Source organism: Niabella aurantiaca DSM 17617 (assembly GCF_000374125.1).
GTDB classification, from domain to species: Bacteria; Bacteroidota; Bacteroidia; order Chitinophagales; family Chitinophagaceae; genus Niabella; species Niabella aurantiaca.
This window is the reverse complement of record NZ_KB893625.1, coordinates 873,889-898,292: the sequence shown is the minus strand read 5'-3', so window position 1 is coordinate 898,292 and position 24,404 is coordinate 873,889. Positions and strand designations below refer to the sequence as shown.

19 protein-coding genes and 1 pseudogene are annotated in these 24,404 nt (G+C 44.5%); 11 read left to right on the top strand and 9 right to left on the bottom strand.

Translation table 11 applies throughout. The features are described 5' to 3' along the window. Positions 1–2 precede the first annotated feature (2 nt). The 3 genes from B160_RS0103845 to B160_RS0103835 are packed head-to-tail and all read right to left on the bottom strand — an operon-like array spanning position 3 to position 5,699. Positions 3–905, bottom strand: coding sequence for a DUF5017 domain-containing protein (locus B160_RS0103845; RefSeq protein ID WP_018626552.1), 903 nt, complete (start codon positions 903–905; stop codon positions 3–5). A 34-nt stretch (positions 906–939) separates the two neighbouring features. After that, complete coding sequence (locus tag B160_RS0103840; protein WP_018626551.1) at positions 940–2,511, bottom strand: RagB/SusD family nutrient uptake outer membrane protein; 1,572 nt, start codon at positions 2,509–2,511, stop codon at positions 940–942. 17 nt (positions 2,512–2,528) lie between these two features. After that, positions 2,529–5,699 (bottom strand): SusC/RagA family TonB-linked outer membrane protein, encoded by a 3,171-nt coding sequence (locus tag B160_RS0103835; protein ID WP_018626550.1) that lies wholly within the window; start codon positions 5,697–5,699, stop codon positions 2,529–2,531. A gap of 200 nt (positions 5,700–5,899) precedes the next feature. On the opposite strand from B160_RS0103835, the gene B160_RS0103830 reads away from it, so the two are divergent. Then, positions 5,900–6,931, top strand: coding sequence for a winged helix-turn-helix domain-containing protein (locus B160_RS0103830; RefSeq protein WP_026309504.1), 1,032 nt, complete (start codon positions 5,900–5,902; stop codon positions 6,929–6,931). A gap of 209 nt (positions 6,932–7,140) precedes the next feature. Here B160_RS0103830 and B160_RS0103820 read toward each other — a convergent pair whose 3' ends face one another. Then, on the bottom strand, positions 7,141–7,521 hold the full coding sequence (locus B160_RS0103820) for a hypothetical protein (protein WP_040679297.1): 381 nt from the start codon (positions 7,519–7,521) through the stop codon (positions 7,141–7,143). A gap of 21 nt (positions 7,522–7,542) precedes the next feature. Further along, positions 7,543–7,836 (bottom strand): hypothetical protein, encoded by a 294-nt coding sequence (locus tag B160_RS0103815; protein ID WP_018626546.1) that lies wholly within the window; start codon positions 7,834–7,836, stop codon positions 7,543–7,545. A 729-nt stretch (positions 7,837–8,565) separates the two neighbouring features. On the opposite strand from B160_RS0103815, the gene B160_RS0103805 reads away from it, so the two are divergent. The 6 genes from B160_RS0103805 (at position 8,566) to B160_RS0103775 (ending at position 14,129) form a co-directional block, all read left to right on the top strand. Beyond that, entirely contained in the window at positions 8,566–9,912 is a 1,347-nt protein-coding gene (locus B160_RS0103805; RefSeq protein WP_018626544.1) for an alkaline phosphatase family protein, read from the top strand. 40 nt (positions 9,913–9,952) lie between these two features. Beyond that, the gene (locus B160_RS0103800) at positions 9,953–11,785 is read left to right on the top strand and encodes a cytochrome-c peroxidase (RefSeq protein WP_040679490.1); all 1,833 of its coding nucleotides are present in this window, start codon (positions 9,953–9,955) and stop codon (positions 11,783–11,785) included. A 508-nt stretch (positions 11,786–12,293) separates the two neighbouring features. Continuing rightward, a complete protein-coding gene (locus B160_RS0103790) occupies positions 12,294–12,614 on the top strand; it encodes an ArsR/SmtB family transcription factor (RefSeq protein ID WP_018626541.1) in 321 nt (106 codons plus the stop codon). Then, positions 12,611–13,120 carry an SRPBCC family protein gene (locus B160_RS0103785; protein WP_018626540.1) on the top strand — a complete coding sequence of 170 codons (510 nt, stop codon included), beginning with the start codon at positions 12,611–12,613 and terminating at the stop codon, positions 13,118–13,120. Before B160_RS0103790 ends, B160_RS0103785 begins: the two co-directional genes overlap by 4 nt. Beyond that, the gene (locus B160_RS0103780) at positions 13,117–13,623 is read left to right on the top strand and encodes an SRPBCC family protein (protein ID WP_018626539.1); all 507 of its coding nucleotides are present in this window, start codon (positions 13,117–13,119) and stop codon (positions 13,621–13,623) included. Before B160_RS0103785 ends, B160_RS0103780 begins: the two co-directional genes overlap by 4 nt. Positions 13,624–13,625: 2 nt before the next feature. Then, a complete protein-coding gene (locus B160_RS0103775) occupies positions 13,626–14,129 on the top strand; it encodes an SRPBCC family protein (protein WP_018626538.1) in 504 nt (167 codons plus the stop codon). A 178-nt stretch (positions 14,130–14,307) separates the two neighbouring features. Here B160_RS0103775 and B160_RS0103770 read toward each other — a convergent pair whose 3' ends face one another. Together B160_RS0103770 and B160_RS0103765 are read right to left on the bottom strand one after the other, a co-directional pair. After that, positions 14,308–14,931 carry a response regulator gene (locus B160_RS0103770; protein ID WP_018626537.1) on the bottom strand — a complete coding sequence of 208 codons (624 nt, stop codon included), beginning with the start codon at positions 14,929–14,931 and terminating at the stop codon, positions 14,308–14,310. Then, entirely contained in the window at positions 14,924–16,858 is a 1,935-nt protein-coding gene (locus tag B160_RS0103765) for a tetratricopeptide repeat-containing sensor histidine kinase (RefSeq protein ID WP_083927654.1), read from the bottom strand. The genes B160_RS0103770 and B160_RS0103765 overlap by 8 nt, the downstream gene beginning before the upstream one ends. Positions 16,859–17,033: 175 nt before the next feature. On the opposite strand from B160_RS0103765, the gene B160_RS0103755 reads away from it, so the two are divergent. The 4 genes from B160_RS0103755 to B160_RS0103735 all read left to right on the top strand — a co-directional run bounded on the left by B160_RS0103755 (position 17,034) and on the right by B160_RS0103735 (position 22,148). After that, the gene (locus B160_RS0103755; RefSeq protein WP_018626534.1) at positions 17,034–17,780 is read left to right on the top strand and encodes a hypothetical protein; all 747 of its coding nucleotides are present in this window, start codon (positions 17,034–17,036) and stop codon (positions 17,778–17,780) included. 264 nt (positions 17,781–18,044) lie between these two features. Further along, complete coding sequence (locus B160_RS0103745) at positions 18,045–19,472, top strand: hypothetical protein (protein WP_018626532.1); 1,428 nt, start codon at positions 18,045–18,047, stop codon at positions 19,470–19,472. A gap of 103 nt (positions 19,473–19,575) precedes the next feature. Further along, on the top strand, positions 19,576–21,423 hold the full coding sequence (locus tag B160_RS0103740) for a hypothetical protein (protein ID WP_040679295.1): 1,848 nt from the start codon (positions 19,576–19,578) through the stop codon (positions 21,421–21,423). 254 nt (positions 21,424–21,677) lie between these two features. Beyond that, entirely contained in the window at positions 21,678–22,148 is a 471-nt protein-coding gene (locus B160_RS0103735; protein WP_245562142.1) for a c-type cytochrome, read from the top strand. On the opposite strand, the gene B160_RS32190 is transcribed toward B160_RS0103735, so the two are convergent. Beyond that, a complete protein-coding gene (locus tag B160_RS32190) occupies positions 22,145–23,374 on the bottom strand; it encodes a chitobiase/beta-hexosaminidase C-terminal domain-containing protein (protein WP_245562141.1) in 1,230 nt (409 codons plus the stop codon). The genes B160_RS0103735 and B160_RS32190 overlap by 4 nt on opposite strands. Positions 23,375–23,632: 258 nt before the next feature. Further along, positions 23,633–24,403 (bottom strand): annotated as a pseudogene (locus B160_RS32505) (DUF2231 domain-containing protein); the annotation flags it as partial. Position 24,404: the final 1 nt, after the last annotated feature.

Here is a 24,404-nt window from a genome sequence, read left to right as displayed (position 1 = left end):
TTTTATTGCTGGGTTGGTGTAATGTGCAGATCAAATTCCTTTATTGCCGATACCTGGCTTTTGACATTTGCATTGGTAACAACAAATGTTACCCTGAAGACGCCGGGCCGGTCATATACGGCCGTATATTCAGATAAATTTTCTGAAATGTTCTTAATGGCAACACCCCGGTCCGGCGACACTTTATTAGGATTGAATTGCCGGGTGATCACCCAGTCATCATCCAGTTCGGCAAAATTTCTTGTAGTGATCAACTGAGACGATGAGATTGCCCAGTTTGATGACGTGCCTGCAAAACTCCGGGAAGTCCATCCCGCAGTGGACATACTGGCCAGTAACGATACGTCTCCATCCGCGTTGGTGCTGTTAAGATCAAATGACCGCAGCACCCACCTGTTTTGAGTGGTAGCCGGCTTTACTACTGAAGTAACATAGCGGAAGGCGATTGCAATCGGCTTATTGGCCGAAGCAAAATCATCCAGGCTGATCTCTCCGGACGGGGTCTGATCGGCTCCCGATGACAGGACAGCACGGTCGGTAATATCATTCCACGTGGCCGAACGAATATTCGCAGAATCATAGATCCCGGTGAAATCATTTGATACCAGTACTTTCAGATTGGTCTGATCTACCTGGCCATATTGAGAATAACTTTTAAAATTAAGGGAAAGAACATTGCCCTCCGTAAAAGTCCTGTTGCGGTATTCATACACATGTCCGGGTACACCGGACCAAAAAACCATATTGTCCGGATTGCCGCTAATCAAAAAACGAACCGTATCGCCTACGGCATAAGTGTCCTTCTCCAGCTGAACGGCAACCGTGTCCATTGTGACAAGCTCATAACGCTTCTGGCAGGAAGAGAGCAGCAGCACCGCTACTATGAGGATAAAATATCTATTCATTGTATTGTCATTTCATTTAACCTTAATAAATTGATTACCATCCGGCATTTTGATCGATCATCGAATTGGTAGCCAGCTCGCTATTGGGGATCGGGAACAGCACGCTTCTCTCCGTAACACGCTGCGCCTGTGCCACTGCAGGATCCCTCAGTGCCGCTGGTATGTTTGCCGCATATATCCCCGCCTGGCTTTGCATGGTAGACACATAAATACCCCACCGTATCAGGTCGTGTTTTCGCAAGCCCTCAAACGCCAGTTCCCGCAGCCTTTCATTCATAATAAAATCCTGGAAATCCTGCTTGCTCATTCCCGATGGGGCATCTACGGCAGCATTTGCTGCATGAATATCAACATCGTATCCTCTCCGGCGTACCTGGTTGAGGGCATCATATGCTTCGGCCGACGGGCTACCGTTTATCGCATTATCCGCTTCGGCAAACATCAGCAGCACATCTGCATAGCGCAGTAGCGGCCAGTTGGTGCCGGTATAAAACTGAACCCGTGGCAGTGTTGTTTCATATTCCCTTCTCCATTTCCCCGGGTTGCGCTCATATATTTGCGTTGCCAGCCAGGGAGTGCGTACCACCGTGGAGCCGCTTGTTACAAAGCGGAACGGGGCTACGGTCCAGTCTCTTCTGCCATCGGCCTGTTCATACGCATCATACAGTTTTGCAGTAGCATGCACATAATCATATGCCCAGCCGGTATCGATATTGGAACATACAATGCCGTTGTAGGAACCGATCATCCCTCCTTCCGTGATCTCTGATTGATTCGTGCCTTTAAACTCCACTTCCCACAGGCATTCGCCTACATCAAATACTTCCGCTGTATGGTTGATAAATATTTGTTGAAAGCTGGGATTTAACCGGTGTGCTCCTGATGAAATCACACTGTCTGCATAGTCCCGCGCATCGTTGTATTTGGATACATCGCGGAGCGGATACCCTGCCATGGTTAAATATACCCTTGCCAACATGCCCTGGATGGCGGTTTTGGTGATCCTTGTATTATAACCATAATCGGTAACAGATCTTACCAGCGTGGCAGCTTCCTTCATATCCTTTGTGATCTGCTCATAAATGGTCCTGACAGGACTTCCCGGCAACGGTTCTTCCTCCGGGGATTTCGTTGAAGCGAGCTTCAGCGGTACCGGACCAAATTCATCCACCAGTATAAAATAATAATAGGCACGCAGGAACAGTGCCTGGCCTCTGACCTCATTCTTTTTTTCCTGGCTGACACCGGCAGCATTGTCAATATTTTCCAATAACATATTTGCACGCTCGATACCTGTGTATAAAGATTCCCAATGCCGGTTGATCTCCAAAGTGGACGCATCGATAATATTGGCAAGGATGCCCGTTGTGCGCCCTTTCATAAAAAACTCGTCGCTGAACACCATATAACTGGTCATTGCCTGCGCATACATACGAACATCACCTAAGCGGTCGTACACCCCAGCCAGTGCAGATTGCAATTCGCCTTCCGTAGTATAATACTGATTCGGCGTTACAAAATCCTGCGGAGTAGTATCCAGGATTTTATTGCAGGAGAACAGGGTTCCGCTAATCATCAGGGCTGCTAAAATTTTATTTACTCTCATTTTATTAGGCTTTATCGTTAGAATGTTACATTAAGACCAAGAGTGATCGTTCTGGCCCTGGGATAGGGGCTCCAGTCAAACCCGGGCGTTAATGCCTTATTGCGGACAGATACTTCCGGATCCAACCCTGTGTATTTGGTCCATGTTATAAGATTTTGGGCCGAGCTGTAAATGCGTATGGACTGCATTTTCCACTTTTGCATCAGAGACGACGGCAGGTTATAGCCCAGTGATACCGTTTTTAAACGCAGGAAAGATCCATCCTCAATTGTCCGGTCTGAGTACACATTGGGGCCGTAGCCTTTCGAAACCGGCAGCAAACTGGACTGATTGTCCATCGACCACCTGTTTTCAAAGGTCTGGAACATATTGAGATTGGTCCGGGCCTCTGCGCCTTCAAACACGATGCGGTTGGCATTCAATACATCATTGCCATACGACCACTGGAAAAATACATTCAGATCAAATTGTTTATACCGGAAATTATTGGTGAATCCGCCAATATGTATGGGATTGGGATTCCCGATGATCGTCTGGTCATTGGCATCTACGATACCATCGCCATTAATATCCTTGTATTTGATATGCCCCGGCTGAATTGTAGATGCGGCATTTCCGTTATTCGGTACGGTCTCCTTTAAGGTGTAACTCCCATCGGCCAGCTGATTAAAATCGCTTAACTGGTAAAGCCCGTCGAACACATATCCATAAAACAAGGCAACATTATGACCCGGCAATGCTATATAAGGCAATGAATTATTAAAGTTCGCATTCCAGGTAACACGGGTCGTAATGCTCGGCTCATCGCCATTTAGTTCCAGTATCTTGTTGTTGTTAAACGCGATGTTAAAGGCCGATGTCCATGTAAAATCCTTCGTGTCTACATTAACTGTATTCAATGTAAGCTCTATTCCTTTGTTTGACACAACACCTATATTCTTATACCCGCTCAGATAGCCGAATGAAGTGGGCAGCGAAGCATCCAACAACAGGTCCCTGGTCTTTTTATAATAATAATCTGCGGTAACATGGATCCGGTCTTTTAACAGACCCACATCCAATCCTATATCCAGGTTACCGGTACGCTCCCATTTCAGTTTATTATTACCCACAACCGTAGGAACGGTTCCTTTGATATATTCCCCGTTAAAATAATAGCCGCTGTTCGTATTTGTACTGTTTGCTGCTACTTCCTGATCCAGTACGCTCAGGTAGGCAAAATCAGATACCCGGTTATTGCCTGTAACCCCATAGGAAGCTCTTAGTTTGGCAGATGAGATCGCCGGGATGTTCTTAATGAATTCTTCATCGCCAAGACTCCAGGCAAAGGCCCCTGAGGGGAAATAACCCCACCTGTTTTCCGGCGAAAACTTAGAAGATCCGTCACTTCTGAATGACACTGTAAAGAGGTATTTAGCATCGAGGCTGTAGTTCACCCGTCCCAAAAAGGATACAAGTGTGGAGTAAGAGCCGCTATAGTTCTTTGACAATACCGTTCCCTGACCCAACCCCTTGATACCCAAAGATTCATTGGGTAGTAAAATAGAAACATAGCCGTTCGCCTCTCTTGAATTCCTTTGCATGGTAAAGCCCCCTACCGCATCTACCCGGTGTCTTTTGTTAAACACCCTGTTAAAGGTCAGCAGGTTCTCGTTCAGCAGACTTCTTATAGCCGAGTTGGATACAGAACCATTGATCCCGTATGTGGAACCATATACTGTTGCCGGGTTACCCGCTGCCGTTTTGGAATTATTAAACCGTTCATAACGGGTATCCGTTTCTGTTATACCGCCCCTCACTTTCAGCTTAAAGTACCTTAAGAACGAATATTCCATAAAAGCATTCGAGTACAGCGACTTGATAAATGCATAGCTATACGCGTTCCGGGCGTTTATGACCGGGTTAACTCTTAAGTCTACCGAAGATGTCATATCCTCATCAAAAGGATCGTTCATAAAATCTTCGAGGCTGCCGTTGCCGGTAACGGGCCGGTAGCCCCATGCGCTATACAGCAGGTAGGAAGATGCATTGCCGGCAGAGCTGCTGTTGAGATCATCGCTGGTAAGGTTGGCGATTTGCCCGTTCTTAACAGAATATGTATAGTTGGTATTGATGCCTACCTTAAAATTTTTACCAACCCGCTGATCAATCTGGAACCTTCCCTGGTATCTTTTAAAACCACCGTTGATCATAATGCCTTTCTGGTCCAGAAAAGAGCCGCTTAAAGAGTATTTGGTTGCCGTTGTTCCGCCCCTCACAGCAACACCATGATTTTGCATGAATGCATTTTGAAGCACCTGATCCTGCCAGTCGGCAGCCTGTACGTCTCTGTAGCTCTCCAGTGTTTTACCATCCTGGAAATAAAGCTGGGCAGCGCTCGCGGAGCTCAGTTCCGACTGGTATTTTACAAATTCATAAGCGCTCATTACCGGGATACGCTTTTGCGGCTGTTGTATGCCCAGCCAATTATTATACGTTACTACGGGTGCTCCTGCTTTTCCCTGTTTCGTGGTAATAATAACAACCCCGTTGGCGCCCCGCGCGCCATAGATGGCGGTAGAAGAGGCGTCTTTTAAGATCTCAATGGACTCAATATCGTCGGGATTAACGGCATTATTGTCTGGGTTTTCCAGCGGGAAACCATCGATCACATACAGCGGAGCATTGGATTGTGTGATCGAATTCCCGCCCCTGATCACAATATTGCTCGCGCTCCCCGGCTGTCCGTCATTGGTGGTCACCTGAACGCCCGCAACCCTGCCCGCCAGCGCATCTTCAAAAGAAACAACGGGAGCCTTTTGCATATCTTCCACGTTTGCCGATCCTACTGAACCCGTAAGGTCCTTCCGCTTCACCTGGCCGTAGCCGATCACTACTACATCATCCAGGGTCTGATTCGCTGCCTCCAGCTGTATTTTTACCACAGATTCTGAGCCTACTACGATCGTCTTGCTCAGATAACCGATCATCGATACGGTAATCGATTCGCCCGCGATCACATTTGTTATGTGAAAATATCCTTTATCGTTGGCAACAACGGACTTATTGCTCTTCGAAGTAACAGCCGTCGCTTTAGGCAGGGGACTCCCCTCCATATCCGTCACTGTCAGCGCAATGTTTTTTACAGACTGACCAAAACACAGCGGTACAGATAAAAGAAATGTAAAAAAGATGAGTACAAATTTCATATTCAATCGTTAAAGTAATAAAAATAGTCTGGTCTGGACTGGTATGCTTAGCAAACATAATATAAAATTTCAGAAAACAAAATATTTTGATCCTTTTTTTTAAAATCAGACGGTTAGCCTTCTTTCCGGCAGGCAATGATAAATTATTAACTGGTTTGGTTTGTATGGTCGATTAATTACTTTTGCTGAAATTTCTCTTAATGACGCCACTACCAACCCAACAAGTCAGCAGGACACGGAAAGACTCGCACGGAAAGATGAAATACCGTCAGCTTGCCGATCATATCATTTCATTGATTGAAAGCGATGCCTTGCATATTGGTGACCAGGTCCCCTCCCTGAAGCAGCTGCAGCAGCAATTAAAAATGAGTAAGGAAACGTTGCTGAAGGGGTTGAGCGAGCTTGTTGAGAAAGGCATTATCGAATCGGTTTACCGGAAAGGATATTTTGTCCGGAAGAAAAATATTGCACACTCCTTCCGTGTTTTTTTGTTGCTGGATAAAATGAATATTTTGCGCGAGCAGTTTTATCGCAACCTATTTAACCAGCTGGAGAATCGTGCCGATATTGATATTTATTTTCATCACCACAACTACCAGGTATTTGAAAAACTGATCCGGGAGAATATCGGAAAATATACTCATTATGTTATTGCCACATTTCTTAAGGAAGACGTTGCGCCGCTTTTGAATTTGATCCCGGATAAAAAAAGGGTCATTATCGACCTGAACCAGCAGGGCCTGACGGGCAATTACAGCTGCATCTACCAGGATTATGGTTATGATATTTATCACAGTCTTCACAAATTAAAAAATGAACTGGTAAAATATAAGCGGCTGATCCTCGTGGCGCACTCCGAAGCCATTCATGCACGGCTGGTCATTGAGGGGTTTTTGCGATATTGTACAGAAACGGAATTTTCCTACCTGATCCAGTCAGAAATTGATGAAACAAATTTCCAGAAAGGATGCGCCTACGTAACGTTTAGCCGGTACGACACAGATGATGTGGCGTTGATCAAGCTGGCGCGTAAAAAGAAGCTGCAGCTGGGCCGCGACGTTGGTCTGATCTCTTATAACGATACCGATGTAAAAGAGATCCTCGAAGAAGGCATTACGGTAATTTCTACCGATTTTGAAGCAATGGGAAAAACAGTCGCTGAGGCCATCATAGAAGATAAAATAGTGGTAAAAAGAAATCCGACCAGGATCATCAAAAGGAAATCGCTATAATCGGATGATCCGGTAATAGAAAATCGTTCGCCGGTTTGGGCAGTTCCGGCTGCCGGCTTTACCTGCAAAAGGAGATCATTTTTTTAACAACCTTACCCTGCAATCTCATATTAACGACCGGGCATCCCAGCAGACCGATCAAACGCCGGATCTGAAAGTCCGGTGGCTGGAGAAGGATGTTTTCAGGAGCCGATGAACGCAATAGCCATTCACTTTTTTTTCAATTTACCGCATCCCATATAGGTTATGCCTCTGTACGAAAAATAAATTTCGTGTGAAGGCTTTTCTTCTTCTGTAATATCAAGCATACAGCCCCCACTTCCCGGGTACCTGACGATACCGAATAAATGCCTGCCCCTGAAAGCATACGTTTCGCTGTGCTGCTGTTTCCGGGATAGTAACAGGGTATCCTGCAAAGTATCATTGGCGCATTGCAACACGATCCGGTTGTTCGTGATCTCCATCTTCCAGAAAGGTTCATTACCCTCAAAATGGCCGCTTATCAACAGCTCACCCGGGAGCGGGCCCGGATCAACCCCGGCCCCGGGAAGACCGGCCAGGACCAACATGATGGCTAATTTTAATATCATACTAATCAAGTGTTACCCTATTCATCTCAAAGGTATTTTTCTTATGGATGCGTCGTTTTCGATCATCAGCTCTACAGGAATTTCACCCAGCTCAGCTTTGGAGATCCCTCTTTTGAGCTTTGCCAGTACATACCGGATACCGGTTTTCCGATCCTTCAGGGTCAGGTTATTATATCCCGGGGAAGGATCATTGTTTATGAAATAAACGATCTCTATAAAACGGGGCATGGGAGTTACATGCGATACAGTAATTGCTTCCTGTGCGAAGCACCGGGAAGCAATCAGGGTAAACAATAGTAACATATAATCTTTCATCGATCAGTTTTGCGGTGTCTTTCTCAGGATCAGCACCTGATAATATTTCAGCGCCTTTATATTCTGGTAAAAAAATAAAAGACCGGGATGCATGTTGTATTGCATGTAAATATATAAATAAATTTTTAACCGGCCGGCCGGTCAGGGCTTAGGGCACATTCCTATAAACGCACTGTCACCCTGAGTTTTCCATTTGTGAACACAAAATCAATGGCGCAATGACAAACCTGCTTTGGGTCATCCTGAAGATGTCATCCCGGACTTGTTCCGGGATCTATTCTGGTTTCAGAATCCGCGTGAATCTTGCATAGATGCCGAAACAATCCCGATCGCCATTCGGACGGCATGACCAAAGTATGATTCATTTCCAATAATTAGATAATAATCTGTCATTGGCAACTCGCTTCAAGGTCTATTGAACGACAACAGGCATAGATGCTGAAATAAATTCAGCATGACAGCGACAATTTGGAATGCTTCCGCCGGCCAATTAGAGGACCCGGCTCGGTGCTGAAGTCTTATGCTTTAAATAAACACCGTAACCCGCGCTCATAATAATGGCTCTTTTTAACAGCGCTACTGCATTTGTTTTACGAGGGGCAGGATCATTTTTACAACGGGGGATACCGTTTTTTTCAGTACTTCTCCTGATTACCGTAATTTTGATACACCTGTAACCAGCGTTAGCATCCGATCATTTTATAATTAAATTTTCTAAAAATCATTCGCATGACAGTACAACGGCTTTTTTTTATCCTCTTTGTTATCCTGGGACTCAATAGTTGCGGAACCGGCAGGAAGGCGCAACGGCAGCCCATCTCCTTTGATGAAGGGATCCACCAGATCAATCACGTTGTGGTGGTCTATATGGAGAACCATAGTTTCGATAACCTGTATGGTGAGTTCAAAGGGGCGAACGGTATTAAAAATGCCCAAAAAGGAAACTTTGTCCAGGTCGACGAAAAAGGAATACCCTATAAATACCTGCCCGAGATCCCGAGGAACAATTCATTCCCGACCAATTTGCCCAATAAGCTTTTTAATATCGACCAATACGTTCCATCTGATAAAAAAACACCGGATGTTACGCACCGTTTTTTTCATAACCAGTTGCAGATTCACGGCGGAAAGATGGATCAGTTTGCAGCATATAACGATTCCAGAGGACTGGCAATGGGCTATTATACAACTAAAAAGCTGCCTTTGTATACGATGGCCAAAAAATACACCTTGTGCGACAACTTCTTCCAGAGCGTCTTTGGCGGCTCTTATTTTAACCACGTCTATTTAATTTCAGCAGCTGCCCCGGTTTGGCAGGATGCCCCGGCATCATTGATCGCTAAACTGGACGATAACGGAAATATGGTAAAGGACGGCATCGTTACACCTGATGGCTATGCCGTTAACCATGTTCTTTCCCGCAACAAGCCATACCCGGCCAAATCGGATATTTCCAAATTACTGCCCTCGCAGACGATGCCGACCATTGGCGACCGGCTGAGTGAAAAAGGAGTATCCTGGGCATGGTATTCAGAAGGATGGGACGATGCAGTGGCCGGAAGAAAAAATAATTTTGCTTATAACCACGAGCCCTTCCTGTATTTTACCAACTATGAAGACGGAACAGAAGGCAGAAAGCACATGAAGGATCAAAACGATTTCCTGAAGGCGGCGAAAGAAGGATCATTGCCCAGCGTTTCTTTTGTGAAGCCCGGTGGGGGAAATGACGAACATCCCGGCAGCTCCGATGTATACTCTTCGGAACAACTGGCAGTAAAACTGATCAATGCCGTATTAGAGGGGCCCAATGCAAAGGACGCGCTGGTGATCCTCACTTATGATGAGTTTGGTGGTTACTTTGACCATGTAGCGCCCCCGGTTATTGACCGGTGGGGCCCGGGAAGCCGCATTCCTGCTATTGTTATAGGGCCCTTTGCTAAAAAAGGGCATGTAGATCACACCCAATATGAAACCGTCAGCATTCTTTCATTTATAGAACATAGATGGGGAATAACGCCATTGGCCGAACGGGATAAAAATGCCAGCCCGTTCCGGAATGCCCTGGTCTTTAAATAAATATTGGCGACCAGGAAGGAGATGCAATATGCATAAAAAGATGGCCATAGTGTTCATGCTGTTTACGGGGCTATTCATTGCAAGCTTCACCCCCTTTTATACGGATCGTACAGCACAAACCCGGCCCGGCCGGCGTGAACGGGAGATCCGGGAAAACGTCTTCCACCAGATCGTTTCCTTCCGGGATTATGTAAGAGACAGTTTCTTTGCAGCCGTCAACAAAGAGCCGGCAGATACGCTCATGGTTCGCCGGGCCTTTTTAAGATCAAGATCCCTGTACAAGGAATTTGAATGGGCCGCAACATATTTTGCGGCCGACCTGGCGGAGCGGTTAAATGGTCCGCCGGTACAGGAGATCGAGAATGCCGACCTGTTAGACCCCTCTTTGGCACGGGCCATTGATCCTGTGGGGCTGCAGGTAATTGAGCCCTTTCTTTATCCGGAGTATAATGCTGCCGGTAAAGAAGCACTGATCAGCGAAGTAGCGCATTTAATAACCAACACTGAATACCTGGTTGGTTATTTCGCCGATCATCCGCTTGCCGATTGGCGGATCCTGGATGCCGCCAAGTTAGAGGTATTCCGGATCGTGGCCCTGGGCATTACGGGGTTTGACAATGCGCTTTCCCTGAACAGTATGGAAGAATCGGCCGCATCCTTAAAAAGCATGCGGAACATGCTATCCTCCTATATAAGTAAAAACAACAAAACGGCTTTATTACAGGACCTGGATACCGCCATCGGGTACCTGCACCAGCATTCCGACTTTGCTTCCTTCGACAGAGCGGTATTCATTACCCGTTTCGCAAATAAGATCAGCACCGGAATAGCACAACTGGAACAAGCCTTGCCGGGACCGAAAATCCGCTACAACCGGTTGCTGAAGCAGGGAGCCGGAACATTGTTTGACCCGGACGCCTTCAATGTGGATGCATTTTCTCCCGGCCCTTCATTTCATACAACTGCCGCTAAAGTAGCATTGGGCAAAAAACTTTTTTATGATGCCTCGTTATCCGGTACCGGCACCAGAAGCTGCGCATCCTGTCACCGCCCCCAACAGGCATTTACGGACGGGCTGGCTAAGAATACGGCTTTGCACGATCCTGCAAAGCTGCTGAAACGGAATGTTCCAACATTACTCAACGCTGCACTGCAATCGAACTACTTTTATGATATGCGGGCATTGACGCTGGAGGACCAGACGCGTGATGTGATCAGGAATCAACAGGAGATGGATGGTTCGATGGATGCGATCATACGGTATGTTTCAGCGAGCAAATCATATACGTCGCTATTCGCAAACGCATTTCCCGGATCAATTGAAAAAGAAATCAGTCCGGACCAGGTCGCGAATGCGCTCGCGTCTTATGTGCGTAGTCTTACAAAGCTCAACAGCCGGTTCGACGAATATATGCGGGGTAATGAAGGGGCTTTATCAGCACAGGAATTGAAAGGCTTCAATCTGTTTATGGGGAAAGCAAAATGTGCCACCTGTCATTTTATTCCTTTATTCAACGGGGTCACCCCACCCAAATATGTTGTGAGCGAAACCGAGGTATTGGGCGTCCCCGCATCCATGGCAGACTCCACGCTGGACCCGGATCAGGGCTATTACGATGTGATCGGTGTTGAGTCCTGCAAACATGCGTTCAAGATCCCTACGATCCGGAATGTTGACAGAACAGCTCCTTATATGCACAATGGGGTGTACGAAACTTTGGACCAGGTAATGGAATTCTATAATAACGGGGGCGCCGCAGGGTTGCGAATATCGCTGCCCAATCAAACACTTCCCGGAGAAAAGCTTGGTCTTACTGAAAAAGAAAAAGAAGAGATCATTGCTTTTATGAAGAGTTTAGAAAGCAACAACTAATATGAAAGTGAATGATCATGCAGACCGATACGTTCCCGTATAGTGCCGATGGAATTGGTCTATCACGGATACCCAGTCGGTATAAACGGCTGTCCGGGCCGGGTACGGCGCGAAGGTTTTCAGATCCGTTATGCTCCATATAGAGAAAACATACTCTGCCCGCCGGATGCAGGGTCCGTAAAATCATTGCGATTCACTGCCTTTAACCATAATGATCTTATCCGCATAAAAAACGCTGCCGTCTTCTGTTATTCCCTGTAGAATGATCCTGTATTTACCCGCGCATATTCCTGACCGGCAAACCCGGTTTTTGAGCTTATCCTGTGCAAGGCAGAATTGCCGGTATGCGTATCAGGCCCGAGGCCAAATGTCACATCAGGATATTCGTTTTGGGCATTCATTCTTTGTAAAACGAAATATTCCGGAGAATAGAACGGGAAAAAATGAGAAACCGAATGGTTTCACGTATATTTGCAACTGATTGGTTTCATCAAAATGATTCAGATTAATGAGAAGAGACATATTTCAGGCCATCGCAGACCCGACAAGACGAGCAATTATTGCCCTAATTGCATTACAGGCAATGACGCCGAACGCCATTGCCGAACACTTTGATACTACAAGGCAAGCAGTTTCAAAACATCTACGCATTCTGATAGAATGTGAACTAATAAAACCGGAACACAAAGGCAGAGAAATTTATTACCAACTTGAAATTGACAAACTGAAAGAAATAGATAATTGGCTGGAACAGTTTCGCAAAATATGGGAAACCCGTTTCAATCAACTCGACAATTTATTAGCAACAATGAAAAAACAAAGAAAATGAACAGTAGCTTCTTATTCGATTTTTCTGTAGATAAGGAAAACAAAACCATTCGCATACAACGTAAATTTGATGTCAACCTCGAATTGGTCTGGCAGGCATGGACAACAGCAGCATTGCTCGACCAGTGGTGTGCTCCCAATCCTTACAGGACAGAAACCAAAACGTTGGATTTCCGGAAGGGTGGTTTCTGGCATTACGCAATAGTAGGCCCCGAAGGAAACAAACATTGGAGCCGGTATGATTATAAAGATATCGAGCCTAAAAAAAGCATTACAGAATTGAGGGCATTTAGTGATGAGAACGGAACTGTTAATCCGGATTTTCCAAGTACTGAATGCACCATTGTTTTCAGCGACACTGAAGGTAAAACTTTGGTAACAATGACTGAACGATACAGCAGCCTGGAAATTTTTGAAAAGATGGCTACAACCAGCCACAAAAAAGGCTTTTCATCGCATCTTAAAAACCTGGACAGATTCCTGTTAACACTAAAAAAAAATAAATGAACAGCAATTTACTATTCGACTTCACAGTCAACAAGGAAAACAAAACCATTCACATTCAACGTGAATTTGACGCCAATCTTGAATTGGTTTGGCAAGCCTGGACAACAGCAGAACTGTTAGACCAATGGTGGGCGCCGAAACCATATCATATCGAAACCAAAACATTGGACTTGAAAGTGGGCAAAATGTGGCTTTATGCAATGGTAAGCCCACAGGACGAAAAATTGTGGTGTAAAGCAGATTACAAAGCCATCGAAACAAATAAATTGTTGTCTTGGTTAGACGCTTTTTGTGATGAAAACGGAAACGGGAACAACATTAAGCCACGATCATTTTGGACAAACATTTTCACGGAAAAGAATGGCATCACAACCGTAAATATCACCTTAACGCATGAAAAGCCCGAAGAGATTGAAACGATAATTGAAATGGGCTTCAGGGAAGGGCTCACAATGGCTCTGGGAAACTTAGACGAACTATTATTAACACTAAAAACCAAATAAAAGTGAACAGCAATTTATTATTTGACTTTACAGTCAGCAAGGAAAACAAAACCATTCACATTCAACGTGAATTTGACGCCAACCTTGAATTGGTTTGGCAAGCGTGGACAAATGCCGAATTATTAGACAAGTGGTGGGGACCAAAACCCTGGAAAGCCGAAACCAAGACAATGGATTTCCGTGAGGGCGGATTGTGGCTGTATGCAATGGTAAGCCCTGAAGGAGAAAAACATTGGAGCAAATCCGATTTTATCTCTATCATAAAAGAAAAGTCATTTGCCTCAAAAGGCGGATTCAGTGATGAAAACGGTACGATAAATCCTGCGTTTCCACAAAATTTATGGGAGAACAACTTTATCCCGGTAGATCATAAAGTGCGGGTAGATATGCTGCTCACCTACGATGCGCTTTCCGACCTCGAAAAAGAGATAGAGATGGGCTTTAAAGAAGGAATGACGATAGACTTTGAGCAATTGGATGAATTATTATCGACCTTAAAAAAATAGTTTGGGACAATTCGGGATGGCAATGGTATACTGTTTGCTTTTTCCAATGTAGAGTGGAGTGAAAACTAACGGTAGTATTTAGTTTCGTTTATACCAAAATAGGTCCTTACTGACCATAAGGGGTCAAACCCGATTTTTCTTTGTGTCGCCCCCGAAAAGACGCTTTTAAACAATGCGATTATACCATCCCATATTTTACAGCCAACTTTATTAAACCCGCCGTATTATTTACAGCAAATTTGGTCAGCAGATTTTTGCGATGACTATCCACGGTGTAAGGGCTTACAAATAATTGCTCAGCAATTTGCGGATTGGTATAGCCTTCTGCTATAAGGATTAATATTTCTTTTTCCCGGCTCGTCAATGTAGGTCTGTTGGTTATATCCTGTTGCTCCTTCCTACTCAGTTCCAGGCTCAGGCTCATATACAATTTATTACTGCTTGCCGTTTGCAAGGCCTCTTCAATTTCTTCTTTCGAGGCGCTCTTAAGCAGGTATCCGGATGCCCCCTGAGCAATCATCTGTGAGATATAACTACGTTCGTTAAAGGTACTCATAGCAATGATTTTAATAACAGGATATTCTTTTTTAATCTTTGTGGCAAGTTCGATCCCACTTATTTCGGGCATATTGATATCCGTTATCACAACATCAGGCATATCCGCTTTTAACAGCTCCATTGCTTCGTAGGCATTTCGGGCCAAGCCGGTAACCAGCACAAAGTCTATTTGCGAAAGCATCGCCTGCATGCCTTCCAGTACCATAGGATGGTCATCTACAACCAGAACTTTTAATTTATACATTATCTTCAATTATGCATTCCACCAATATCGAAGTACCCCTACCTGATTGCGATTTAATGTCCATTCGGCCGCGCAGGTAATTTACTCTGGAGCGAATGTTCTGCAGTCCATTGCTGGTATACGATTGTTTTTCAGAATCAAAGCCAGTACCGTCATCCTCGACTGTAATACTAAGTGAACGTTCATGAAGCATGACCTGAACCAGTATTTCTTTCGCTTTGGAATGTTTTATGGCATTATTTACCAATTCCTGTACAATACGGTAAATATTTACTTCAGTCGTGGCCGAAAGCCTTTGTTCAAGGCCGTGAAATTCTGTTTTAACAATAAATGTACCCGAGCTTCCTATACTATCGCAGTAGTCCTGCATGGCCTGCTGCAAGCCAAGATTAATCAATGCTTCCGGCATCATGTTATGGGCCACTCTTCGCATCTCGGATATAGACCGGTCTAATTTCTGCAGCGCATTGTTGAATAATGCGCCGTTTTCTTCGGTAAGGATTAAATTCCCTTTCATAGCACCTAGTTCTAATTTTACACCGCTCAGCATCCCGCCCAGCCCATCGTGCAGGTCTTTGGCAAGACGGCTGCGCTCATCTTCCTGCCCCTGGAGCAGGGATTGGGTGGCCAATAATTGCTTTTCGGTTTCCAGCTCTTTGATACGTTGCTCCTGCATCCTTTTGCGATGGCTATAGTTGCGGTAACCCAAGGCGGAAATGGTAATCAGCGAAAGCAGGCCGATCATCAACAGCCAGTTTATCAGGTGCTGGCGATTAATCTTTTCATGCTGAATAGCAAGCTGGGCGCTCTTTTTGTCCAGCTCAAACTTTTTTTCTGTATTGATGGTATTCAACAGTAATTGCTCGTTCCACAACGTATCCTGCAATTCTTTAGCCTGTATTTCATATTTTTCTGCTTTCCAGACGTCTTTCGAAAGATAGGCCAATGAAGCCAGTTGATTTAAATTTAAAATGGTCTGTTTGGGAAATTTGTATTTTTGAGAAACCGCCAAAGCTCTTTCTGCATATTGAAATGCACTATCGCAATCTCCTGTGTACATATAACAGTACGAAATACTTCGCAGGGCAATTGTTTCGGTTTCGGGTAATTCGTTTTCTACAGCAAGCGCAAGTGCGGACTCACTGTATTTTTTACTTTCTGAGAGCTGCTTTTTCCATAGATACACATCGCCAAGATTCAGTTGTACAGTAGACAGTAGAACCTCGTCTTCTATTTCTCCGGCAATTTGCTCCGCTTCCTTGAAGTAGCGCTGTGCGGAATCTTTTTGATTGATGCTTCCATAAACAGTCCCCAGGTTAGTGAGGGAATAGGCCAGCATTTTTGGATTGTTTAGCTGCCGAAAGGTAGCAACGGCAGCTTTGCCGAAGTCTCTTGCCTTATCGTACTGTTTCATCGAAGAATAGAGATTCTGTAAAATATCGTAGGCCTGGGCCATAAATACTTTGTCCCCTATTTTTTCAAATAGCTTCAGCCCTTTTTGATAAACCTCAACAGCCAATGGGTAGTCCGATAAATACTGATAAGATGTCCCGGTGTTGAAATAAGCTTTGGCAAGTTGTTCATCGTCATTTAGCTTCCGGGCAGCCTCGATACCTTTCAGGTTCCAATACAACGATGAATCAATTTTCCCTTGCATGTTAAGTGCAAAAGTGTAATTGCTGACAAACTTGACTTCGGTTAATGGGTAGTTGATCCTGTTTCCCAAAGCACGGGCCAGCAAGTAGTAGGACTTTGCCTTTTCCAGATCCGATTTCTCAAATTCCTGCCCGATTTTAATGAGCAACAGGACTTTGCTTTCGTCATCTTTCATCGATTTCAAAACGAGCAACAAGCTGTCCTGCCTAAGTTGACTTTGCACAGAGGCAGCAAGCATACAGAAGACAAGAATTAGAAGCCAAGTTTTCATAATTCAAATTACGACGGGCTTACTTGTTGGTCAATCCCTCTTTAGGGGGATTTTTCCTGACCGGAAATTCCACTTTTTACGGGATTGTTGATGAAGTCAAAGATTTCCAATTTTACGTAAAGAAAAGATCCGGAAATCAATTCTTCATTTCACACACAATTTAAAAAAAATTACAATGGGAAGTCTAAAAAAAATGCTGAAATCATTATTGCTTCTTGTATTGTTGGTTGACCTATCGGCAATAGCATCCTGCACAAAAGGGGACGATATAAATAACAATAATTCAGACGATGCACCTTTCGAGCTATGGATGGGTCAGAAAACCGGATCATCCGGCACCTGGTCTAATTTGCGATGGATGGTCATATTACCGGGTGGGGATTATTTCAACCAGCTTCCGGGGGAAGGGTTCTTAAACTTCTCCAGGAGCCAAACCGGAGGCACCTGGGGGACATTTACATCCAACGGTAATTCGGGAACCTTTACCAATCAATATGAAACCCTGAATGTAACCAGGATCAGCGATACCGAAATGGAAACAGCGGGCTATATCAACCACCTATATAAGCTGGCTTCTGTGGATGGCGTCCGGCTTTCCGGCAAATATGTGAACGGAATCCCCGGCTGGTCGACCAGCGGGAATTATCCATATGGCCCCAACGATGCACAGCCGATGATTCAGTTTGAAAGGAACGGCAATTTTAGCGATAAAGGCGCATTCGTTACCAATTTTACGATGCCCAACCAAGACCCGCAGAGAGCGCCGGGAAACGGTACTTATGAAATTAAAAACTTTACATTAATACTCAATTATTCTGATGGGCGCAAAATCACCAAAGCGTTTAGCGGTGTTCTCGACAAAAAAGTCAATGCGGGCAGCGAACTGGTTTTTGTAGGGGGGAATCCGTTTTATAACAAGTAAGAATAAACGGATGAAACATTTTTTCATTTTAGCCGCTATCATTTTTGCAGGAGTATATAAGTCTTCCCGCTACCGTTCATTTTAACGCACCCGTTACAGGTATTAAAAGAAAGTTTGTAAACCCCGCTTATGAAAACCAAACCCTCAAGTGGAAAGCTATTTACAGGGCGAGTAAAGAGGTGAACGATGTGATTACGGTTTTTGCAGGACAATGGCTTAAGGAAGGAATAATCAATCAATAAAAAAGATTTAAAACATATCCAGATGAAAAAGCTTCACTTTTATTTATTAGCCCTCACGATTGGCCTGACCTCCTGTACAAAAACAGACGCGCCGGATGCTGAGGCACCCATTGATCTTTCTGCACTCACCCCCGAAGTTACACCCAAAGGCACGCCAACGGGCAGCGTCTATACGCAACAGGTAGGTACTGCCGGTGGAAAAGTGCAGTCGCCCGACGGAAAAATATCCATTGATATTCCTGCCGGCGCACTAAGTGCTAATACAACTATCGGCATACAGCCTATTACCAACGAGGCGCCCTTAGGTGCGGGCGATGCATTTCGGCTCACGCCGGAAGGGACTGTTTTTGCCAGGCCCGTAACCATTACCCTAAAATATGGTGGTGATATGAAGCCCGGCCTTTCCTGGATTGTTACGCAAAAAGCCGACGGCACCTGGATGGGCGATAGAAATACCCAAACTGATGAAACCACCCAAACCTTATCGGTAAGGACCACGCATTTCAGCGACTGGGTTACGGGTAAACTGATCGATTTTCGGTTATCCCCGCAAAGTTCTGTAGTAAAAGTGAAGGGCCAGGTGCAATTGTATGTAAACGGATTTAAAAAAATGGAGTCGGCAGCCGATGATGATCTGGTACCGCTTACACCCTTGTACAAAAAAAATGCAGGCAATGATGATTTAGCGCCGCTGCCCGTTCTGCTCGCCGAAAAGATGGAGCAATTGAAAAACTACAGACTCGATTTTAAAGAATGGCGGCTTAGCGGGCAAGGCAATTTAAAACCGGCAGGATCCAAAGCGACTTATACAGCACCCGATAAAATTCCGTCCCCCAACCCGGTAACTGTTTCGGTGGACATCCATGCAACGAATAACGGTAAGACCACCAAACTGATCTTACTCAGTACTATTAAAGTAGTGGATGCTGATTTGTATTTGCTGCTTACTGTTGACGGAACTACGTATGAATACTACCAGTACGGATTTAACGGCAGCATTCCGCCTGATCCCAATAATTTGGCAATTGCAAATTGTGCTATCGATGATAATATGTTTTCGATTACCGGTACCCATGTTGAAAACAACAGTAGTATGATCAGCAGTTTTGCACTGTCCGTCAAGAATGCTGCAACCGGAACGATGGCCCTGAACTGCCTGCATGGTGGAAGCGGGCAAGATGAAGCGCAATTTACTTTAGGTGCGCAGCAGTCTGTGTACGACATGAATCAGATTATTCGAACGCCACTGCCCGGGCCGAGTTGTGATGATGAAATTAAATGCGCTAACATGACCATCACATTTACAACGCATGAAAATAAGTGGAACGGAAAAGTTACCGGAACTTTTTCCGGCATATTGTATGAAGATAAACCCGGATTTTCAGATGAATGTAAAAGTACAATAGCGCACAACATTACGGGTGAATTTAACCTCGTACGGGCCGATTAACCTTTTTTAAGCTATAGCGCTGTTTAAAATATACGACAGTGCAAAGACAGACAAAAGCCGGATAGACAACCTCTTCAAGTAATAAGACATAATACTTAGCGATATGAAAAAGATATTGATATTTCTATTCTTGGTATGGACTACGGACAGTTTTGCGCAACTAACCAAAGAACAGCGCATACAGGACAGCGTAATCGGCTGGTGGAGTAACAACTATTGGGACAGGCATTGGAAGTCGCCGACAGATTCCGAGGGGAAAATAATCGAGAAGCACGTAAATAATTTCGTGGACTGGATGAAAAAATCCTATACCCCGGTTGCCGGGCTGGGGACGGTCACCCGGTTTCGCGATAGTTGGGGTTATGGCGTCAAATTCTACGTATGGAATGTTAGTTATTGCTGCAATGGCAAATATTTGGACGAAAAGGGAAATTTCAAACCCGTTTCGGAAGAAAACACACCGTTCTACATCCACGTTAACCAGATCGTGGGTGCACACCCGATGGCTTTCCTCAACAAAAACGGCGACTATTATTTTACCTGGATGGCAGATGGAACGGGCGATTTATACGTCCATCAGAAGAAAGATCCTCGGCCTGTGGGTGTTCATCCAAATGCCTCAAAGTTCATTACCGTTCGCAACAACTACCAATCCGTGATGCTTGCGCCTGATAATAAATTGCCGTTTGTGGAAGTGACCAAAGGTGAATTGTTGGAAAAGTCCGACAAAGCTTTGGCACAGATGATTGTGTCCGGAAATCAAAGCAAAAAACAGGATTATGAACGATACCGGCAAACGATATCCGAACTGAAAGTAGAATATAAAAGCAACCTGAACGAGCCCGCTGTCGTTCGGAATATTCAATCGGATGAATATATGTTTAATTTTTCGGACCCGTTCGAATCGGATAGAAATGGAAATCCCTTGTACAATTATAAAGTGTACAAGCTGGCACCTGGCGTTTGGGACAATATGAAAAAAGCGCAGCCGCAATGGGTAACGATCTATTATCCTTTCGTTACCAAAGAAAACGGAACACAGCTCAACGAACTGTACACCGCCCTGACACAGAACCTGAATTACGAATATATTTACAGCTACTTTTTTACACCCGATAAAATAAAAGGCAAAGCCTATACTCCCTCTGACGAACTTGGATTGAAAACACGTCTGGACGGCTACAGACATGCAAACAAACAAGGCACAGCCGTAAAACCTGCTTCTAAAAAGAATGCTTCAAATGCCTATTTCGCAGATGACTTTTCGGATAATATTCCAGGTGGAAGACCACAAGATTGGTTTTTCAACAAGGCCAAAGAGCATGTGGAGGTGCGCAAGCTCAATGGGTATGATGGCATTTGGATGCAATTGGGGAGATATAATGAATTTCGCCCGGGTGGATTGCCGTATCCATTGCCTAAAAGTTTCAGGTTAGAATTTGACCTGATCACGGATACTGATTTTTCTACCCGGACAGGGGGTGTGGCAACCCTGACCCTGAACACCCGGAAGATGCTCAATAACGGCGGGGAAAACACCAATGGAAACGGGGAAAAACTGATCATCATCTTTGCATCGGGAGCACAGGAAGCTCTAAATTCAAATAACTTCAGGGGAGCTGTCACAATGGAAGTAAAAGGTACGCCTTCCCGAAATAAGCAAAACGGTACAGAAGGTGCCAAAGTAAGTGATGCACTTATCAATTTTACCAATCGAAAACCAAAAATTCACGTAACAGTGACAGTGCAAAATGGTACAGTGGAGGTATTTGTGAATGAACGAAAAAGTATTTCGAGCAGAGACATGAAGCTCGCTTATGGGGGAAATTGTATCAGCTGTGGATTAGAAACAACGAGTATGATCAATTCTGTCAACTGGTCGGCGACAACTGAAGCAAATACAGATAAAATTAAAATATATTTAGGTAATGTGAGAATAACAAAGATTTGATTCGTTGTTTAAACCTTCGAACGGTTATTGCATACAGTATATATGCAACCATTTGAAGATTGTGCGCACAGTGTTGCTGCAAAAAACAGAACAAGCGGCCTATAACGCGGCTTTAAGATTCATTATTCAAATATACTAAGTGACGATGCTTTTTCAAGGCAATGATGTCTGATTATCATTGCCTCATTGATTTTGCACCGTAAACAAAAAAATCAAAACAACCTCCATTTTTTTTTCAAACAGATATATTCAAAATGCGTCAATATACAACAATGCCATACTTTCGCAGAAATTTAGATAAGATGTACAGCACTAAAAAGCTATTTTTGATTGCCTGTCTGCTATTTATCACAGGAGCTTTATTCAGCTGTAACAACCAACCAAAACAAGAAAAGCTTGTTTCTAAAACAAACGATTATATAAAGACCATTCCAGGTAAGGATGATGGCATATCGGCGCCAATAGCTCAAAAAGGGGAAGTGCTGGTGGGCTATTCAGATTGTTTGTCCTGTCACAAGGAAAAAGACAGGTCGAAGGGGCCTGCTTTCATGGATATTGCCAAAAGGTATCCCGTGCACCAGGCCTATATTGAATATCTCGCCAACAAAATAATTTCCGGCGGCAGAGGAAGCTGGGGATATTCAGTAATGACGCCGCATCCCGGGTTGTCAAAAGAAGATGCTCAAATGATGGCCACCTATATTCTCTCGTTAGACCAACGCTAATTTAATAGTATCTCATCAAAATAGATTACTCCTGCGGGGTTAGCTTTAGGTCTTTTACTTTTGGGAGCCTTAGGCTGCTGCTGCTTATTAGCGGACTTCGCTTTAAGTTGCTGCTTGCTGGCCTGCTGCTCATTAGGCACCGGGTTTTTCAGAACAGGTATTTTCAGAACCCGCTTTGCCACCAGTTTGATCATCTTAACCGGCTGCGAAGGTAATATACACTTAATACCTGTAATATAGGGCGGCTGCCGAACGGTGGGTTGGGCTGGCTTGACGGTTGCTAATAATTTTAAAGAACCGCTGTCGGCCCCGCCCCATACCTGTATTTCAGCCGGGGGAAAAATGGTCCTCGAAACATCAATAAGGGTTCCGAAGGTGATGCTGTTAATAACAACAGCTTTTTTGAATAGCAAAAATGCTGCAAAATCGTTGAGCTTGTATCCAATCCAATTTGCAGCTCCGGCGTCGGCTGTTCCCAAAAGCTGATCAGTAAAGGCATTACCATTTCGTGCATCTGCAACAAATTTCTGCTCGGGAAGCGTTGTTAAATAAATACTATCTGCCTTTATACTGTTTTTATAAAAACTCACAGATACCGTTTTACTGCTGATCCAGTCCGGTAAAAAAGCTCTTGCTTTTATTATCAGCGACTGATCTATATTGATCGGTTTTTTATATAAAGGGGAGCTAATACTGTCCGGTTCACTGCCATCGGTGGTGTACCTGATTTTAGCAGCACTTACAGGGCTTTTAAGAACCACGGAAAGCGATTGATCAAAAACTCTTTTTTCTTCATCAATATCTATAACCGGTGGTGCTAACACAGCGACTACGGTATCGCCTTTATAACCCAGATCGAAGCTGACACGGGGAAAACTATTTTTCAATGATGCCATATCCTTATTATCGATTGATGTGTTCCACAGGCTTACTGACCTCAGATTTTTCAATTGTGCTAATGGCCTTAACCGGTTGATATGGATCCCGGTTCCTGAAAGTGAAATCTGCCTGAGGTGTTGAAGTCCGGACAAATATTTCAGCCCTTCGCCATTGATTTTAGTAAAAGTCAGGTTCAGATCCCGCAGGTTCACAAATTCGCCAATCGTTTTTAAGTCTTCATCTTTAACCGGCATGCCACCCAAATGAAGGGAAACGATATTATTTTTTATACTGCTGAGTTCGGCCAGCTGGGCTCCTTTAAATTGCGATACACCATAAAAATTCACGGAAAGCGCCGGCGATCCTGTTGCGAGCGGAGTTATGATCCTGTATTCGGTATTCAAACGACTGACAGCACTTTCATCGGCCGCCTCAAAATCATATTTTTCAGCATCCCCAGATTTGAAGAATGTGGCTGCGAGCAACCTTAATGAGTCGCTTGCAGGCAGTTCGGTTACCTTTGCAGTAAAGCTGGCCCCGCCTTTTATCCATAAATACAATATACGCGCTTCTTCGTCGGTAAGCTGTGGTTTTCCCTCCGGCGGCATGTGCTCTTTGTGGTCGGCCGGCAGGTGAATCCGTTGCATCATCAAACCCAAATCAACCGCCGAAGTATCCCAAAGCTTCCCGCTTTTTCCACCTTTCAGCAGCAGTTCCCGGGTTGCCATAATCAATTCGCCCTTGGCTTTATTAGTATTATGGCAACTCATGCATTTTTTTTCAATAATAGGTTGTACCAGGTGCGTATATACCACCGCATCATCCAGTGAAATGTCAGCAGCAGTTTCTGCTGTTGCGAATAACGGTGACAACAAAAACTCCTCCCCGTGCGTAATACCCGCACCTTTGTGACCCGCTATTAATAGTATGACGGTTGTAAAAATGCCGGTAGCAGCAGTTAATAGCTTGCTTTTTCTAATAAACGATTTGAGCGTGTACCAGGTAAAGCTTATAAACGCGCACATCACACCGGTCCATTTGTGTATAGTCAGGTCATTACTTTCGTAGCCGCCCTCTTTCGACAAAAACAATCCCATTAAAGCGGCACTAACCGTAGTCAATACTGCCGCCAGCAGCATCCAGTCTGCACTCGTTTGGAATGTTATCTGTTTGGGCGATACGATCAGCATTTCGAATAAAAAAGCCAACAAAAGCAATACAATGGGAAAATGCAGCAGCAGGGGGTGCGCCCTCCCAAATGCCTGCAAAAAAGGGGGAACCACAAACTCACTTCCAAAAATCAGCAAGACTGCCAGAAGGCAGTTTAAAACAATACATACATTAAAAAAAAAACGCTGCCAGTTCTGTTGCTTCATA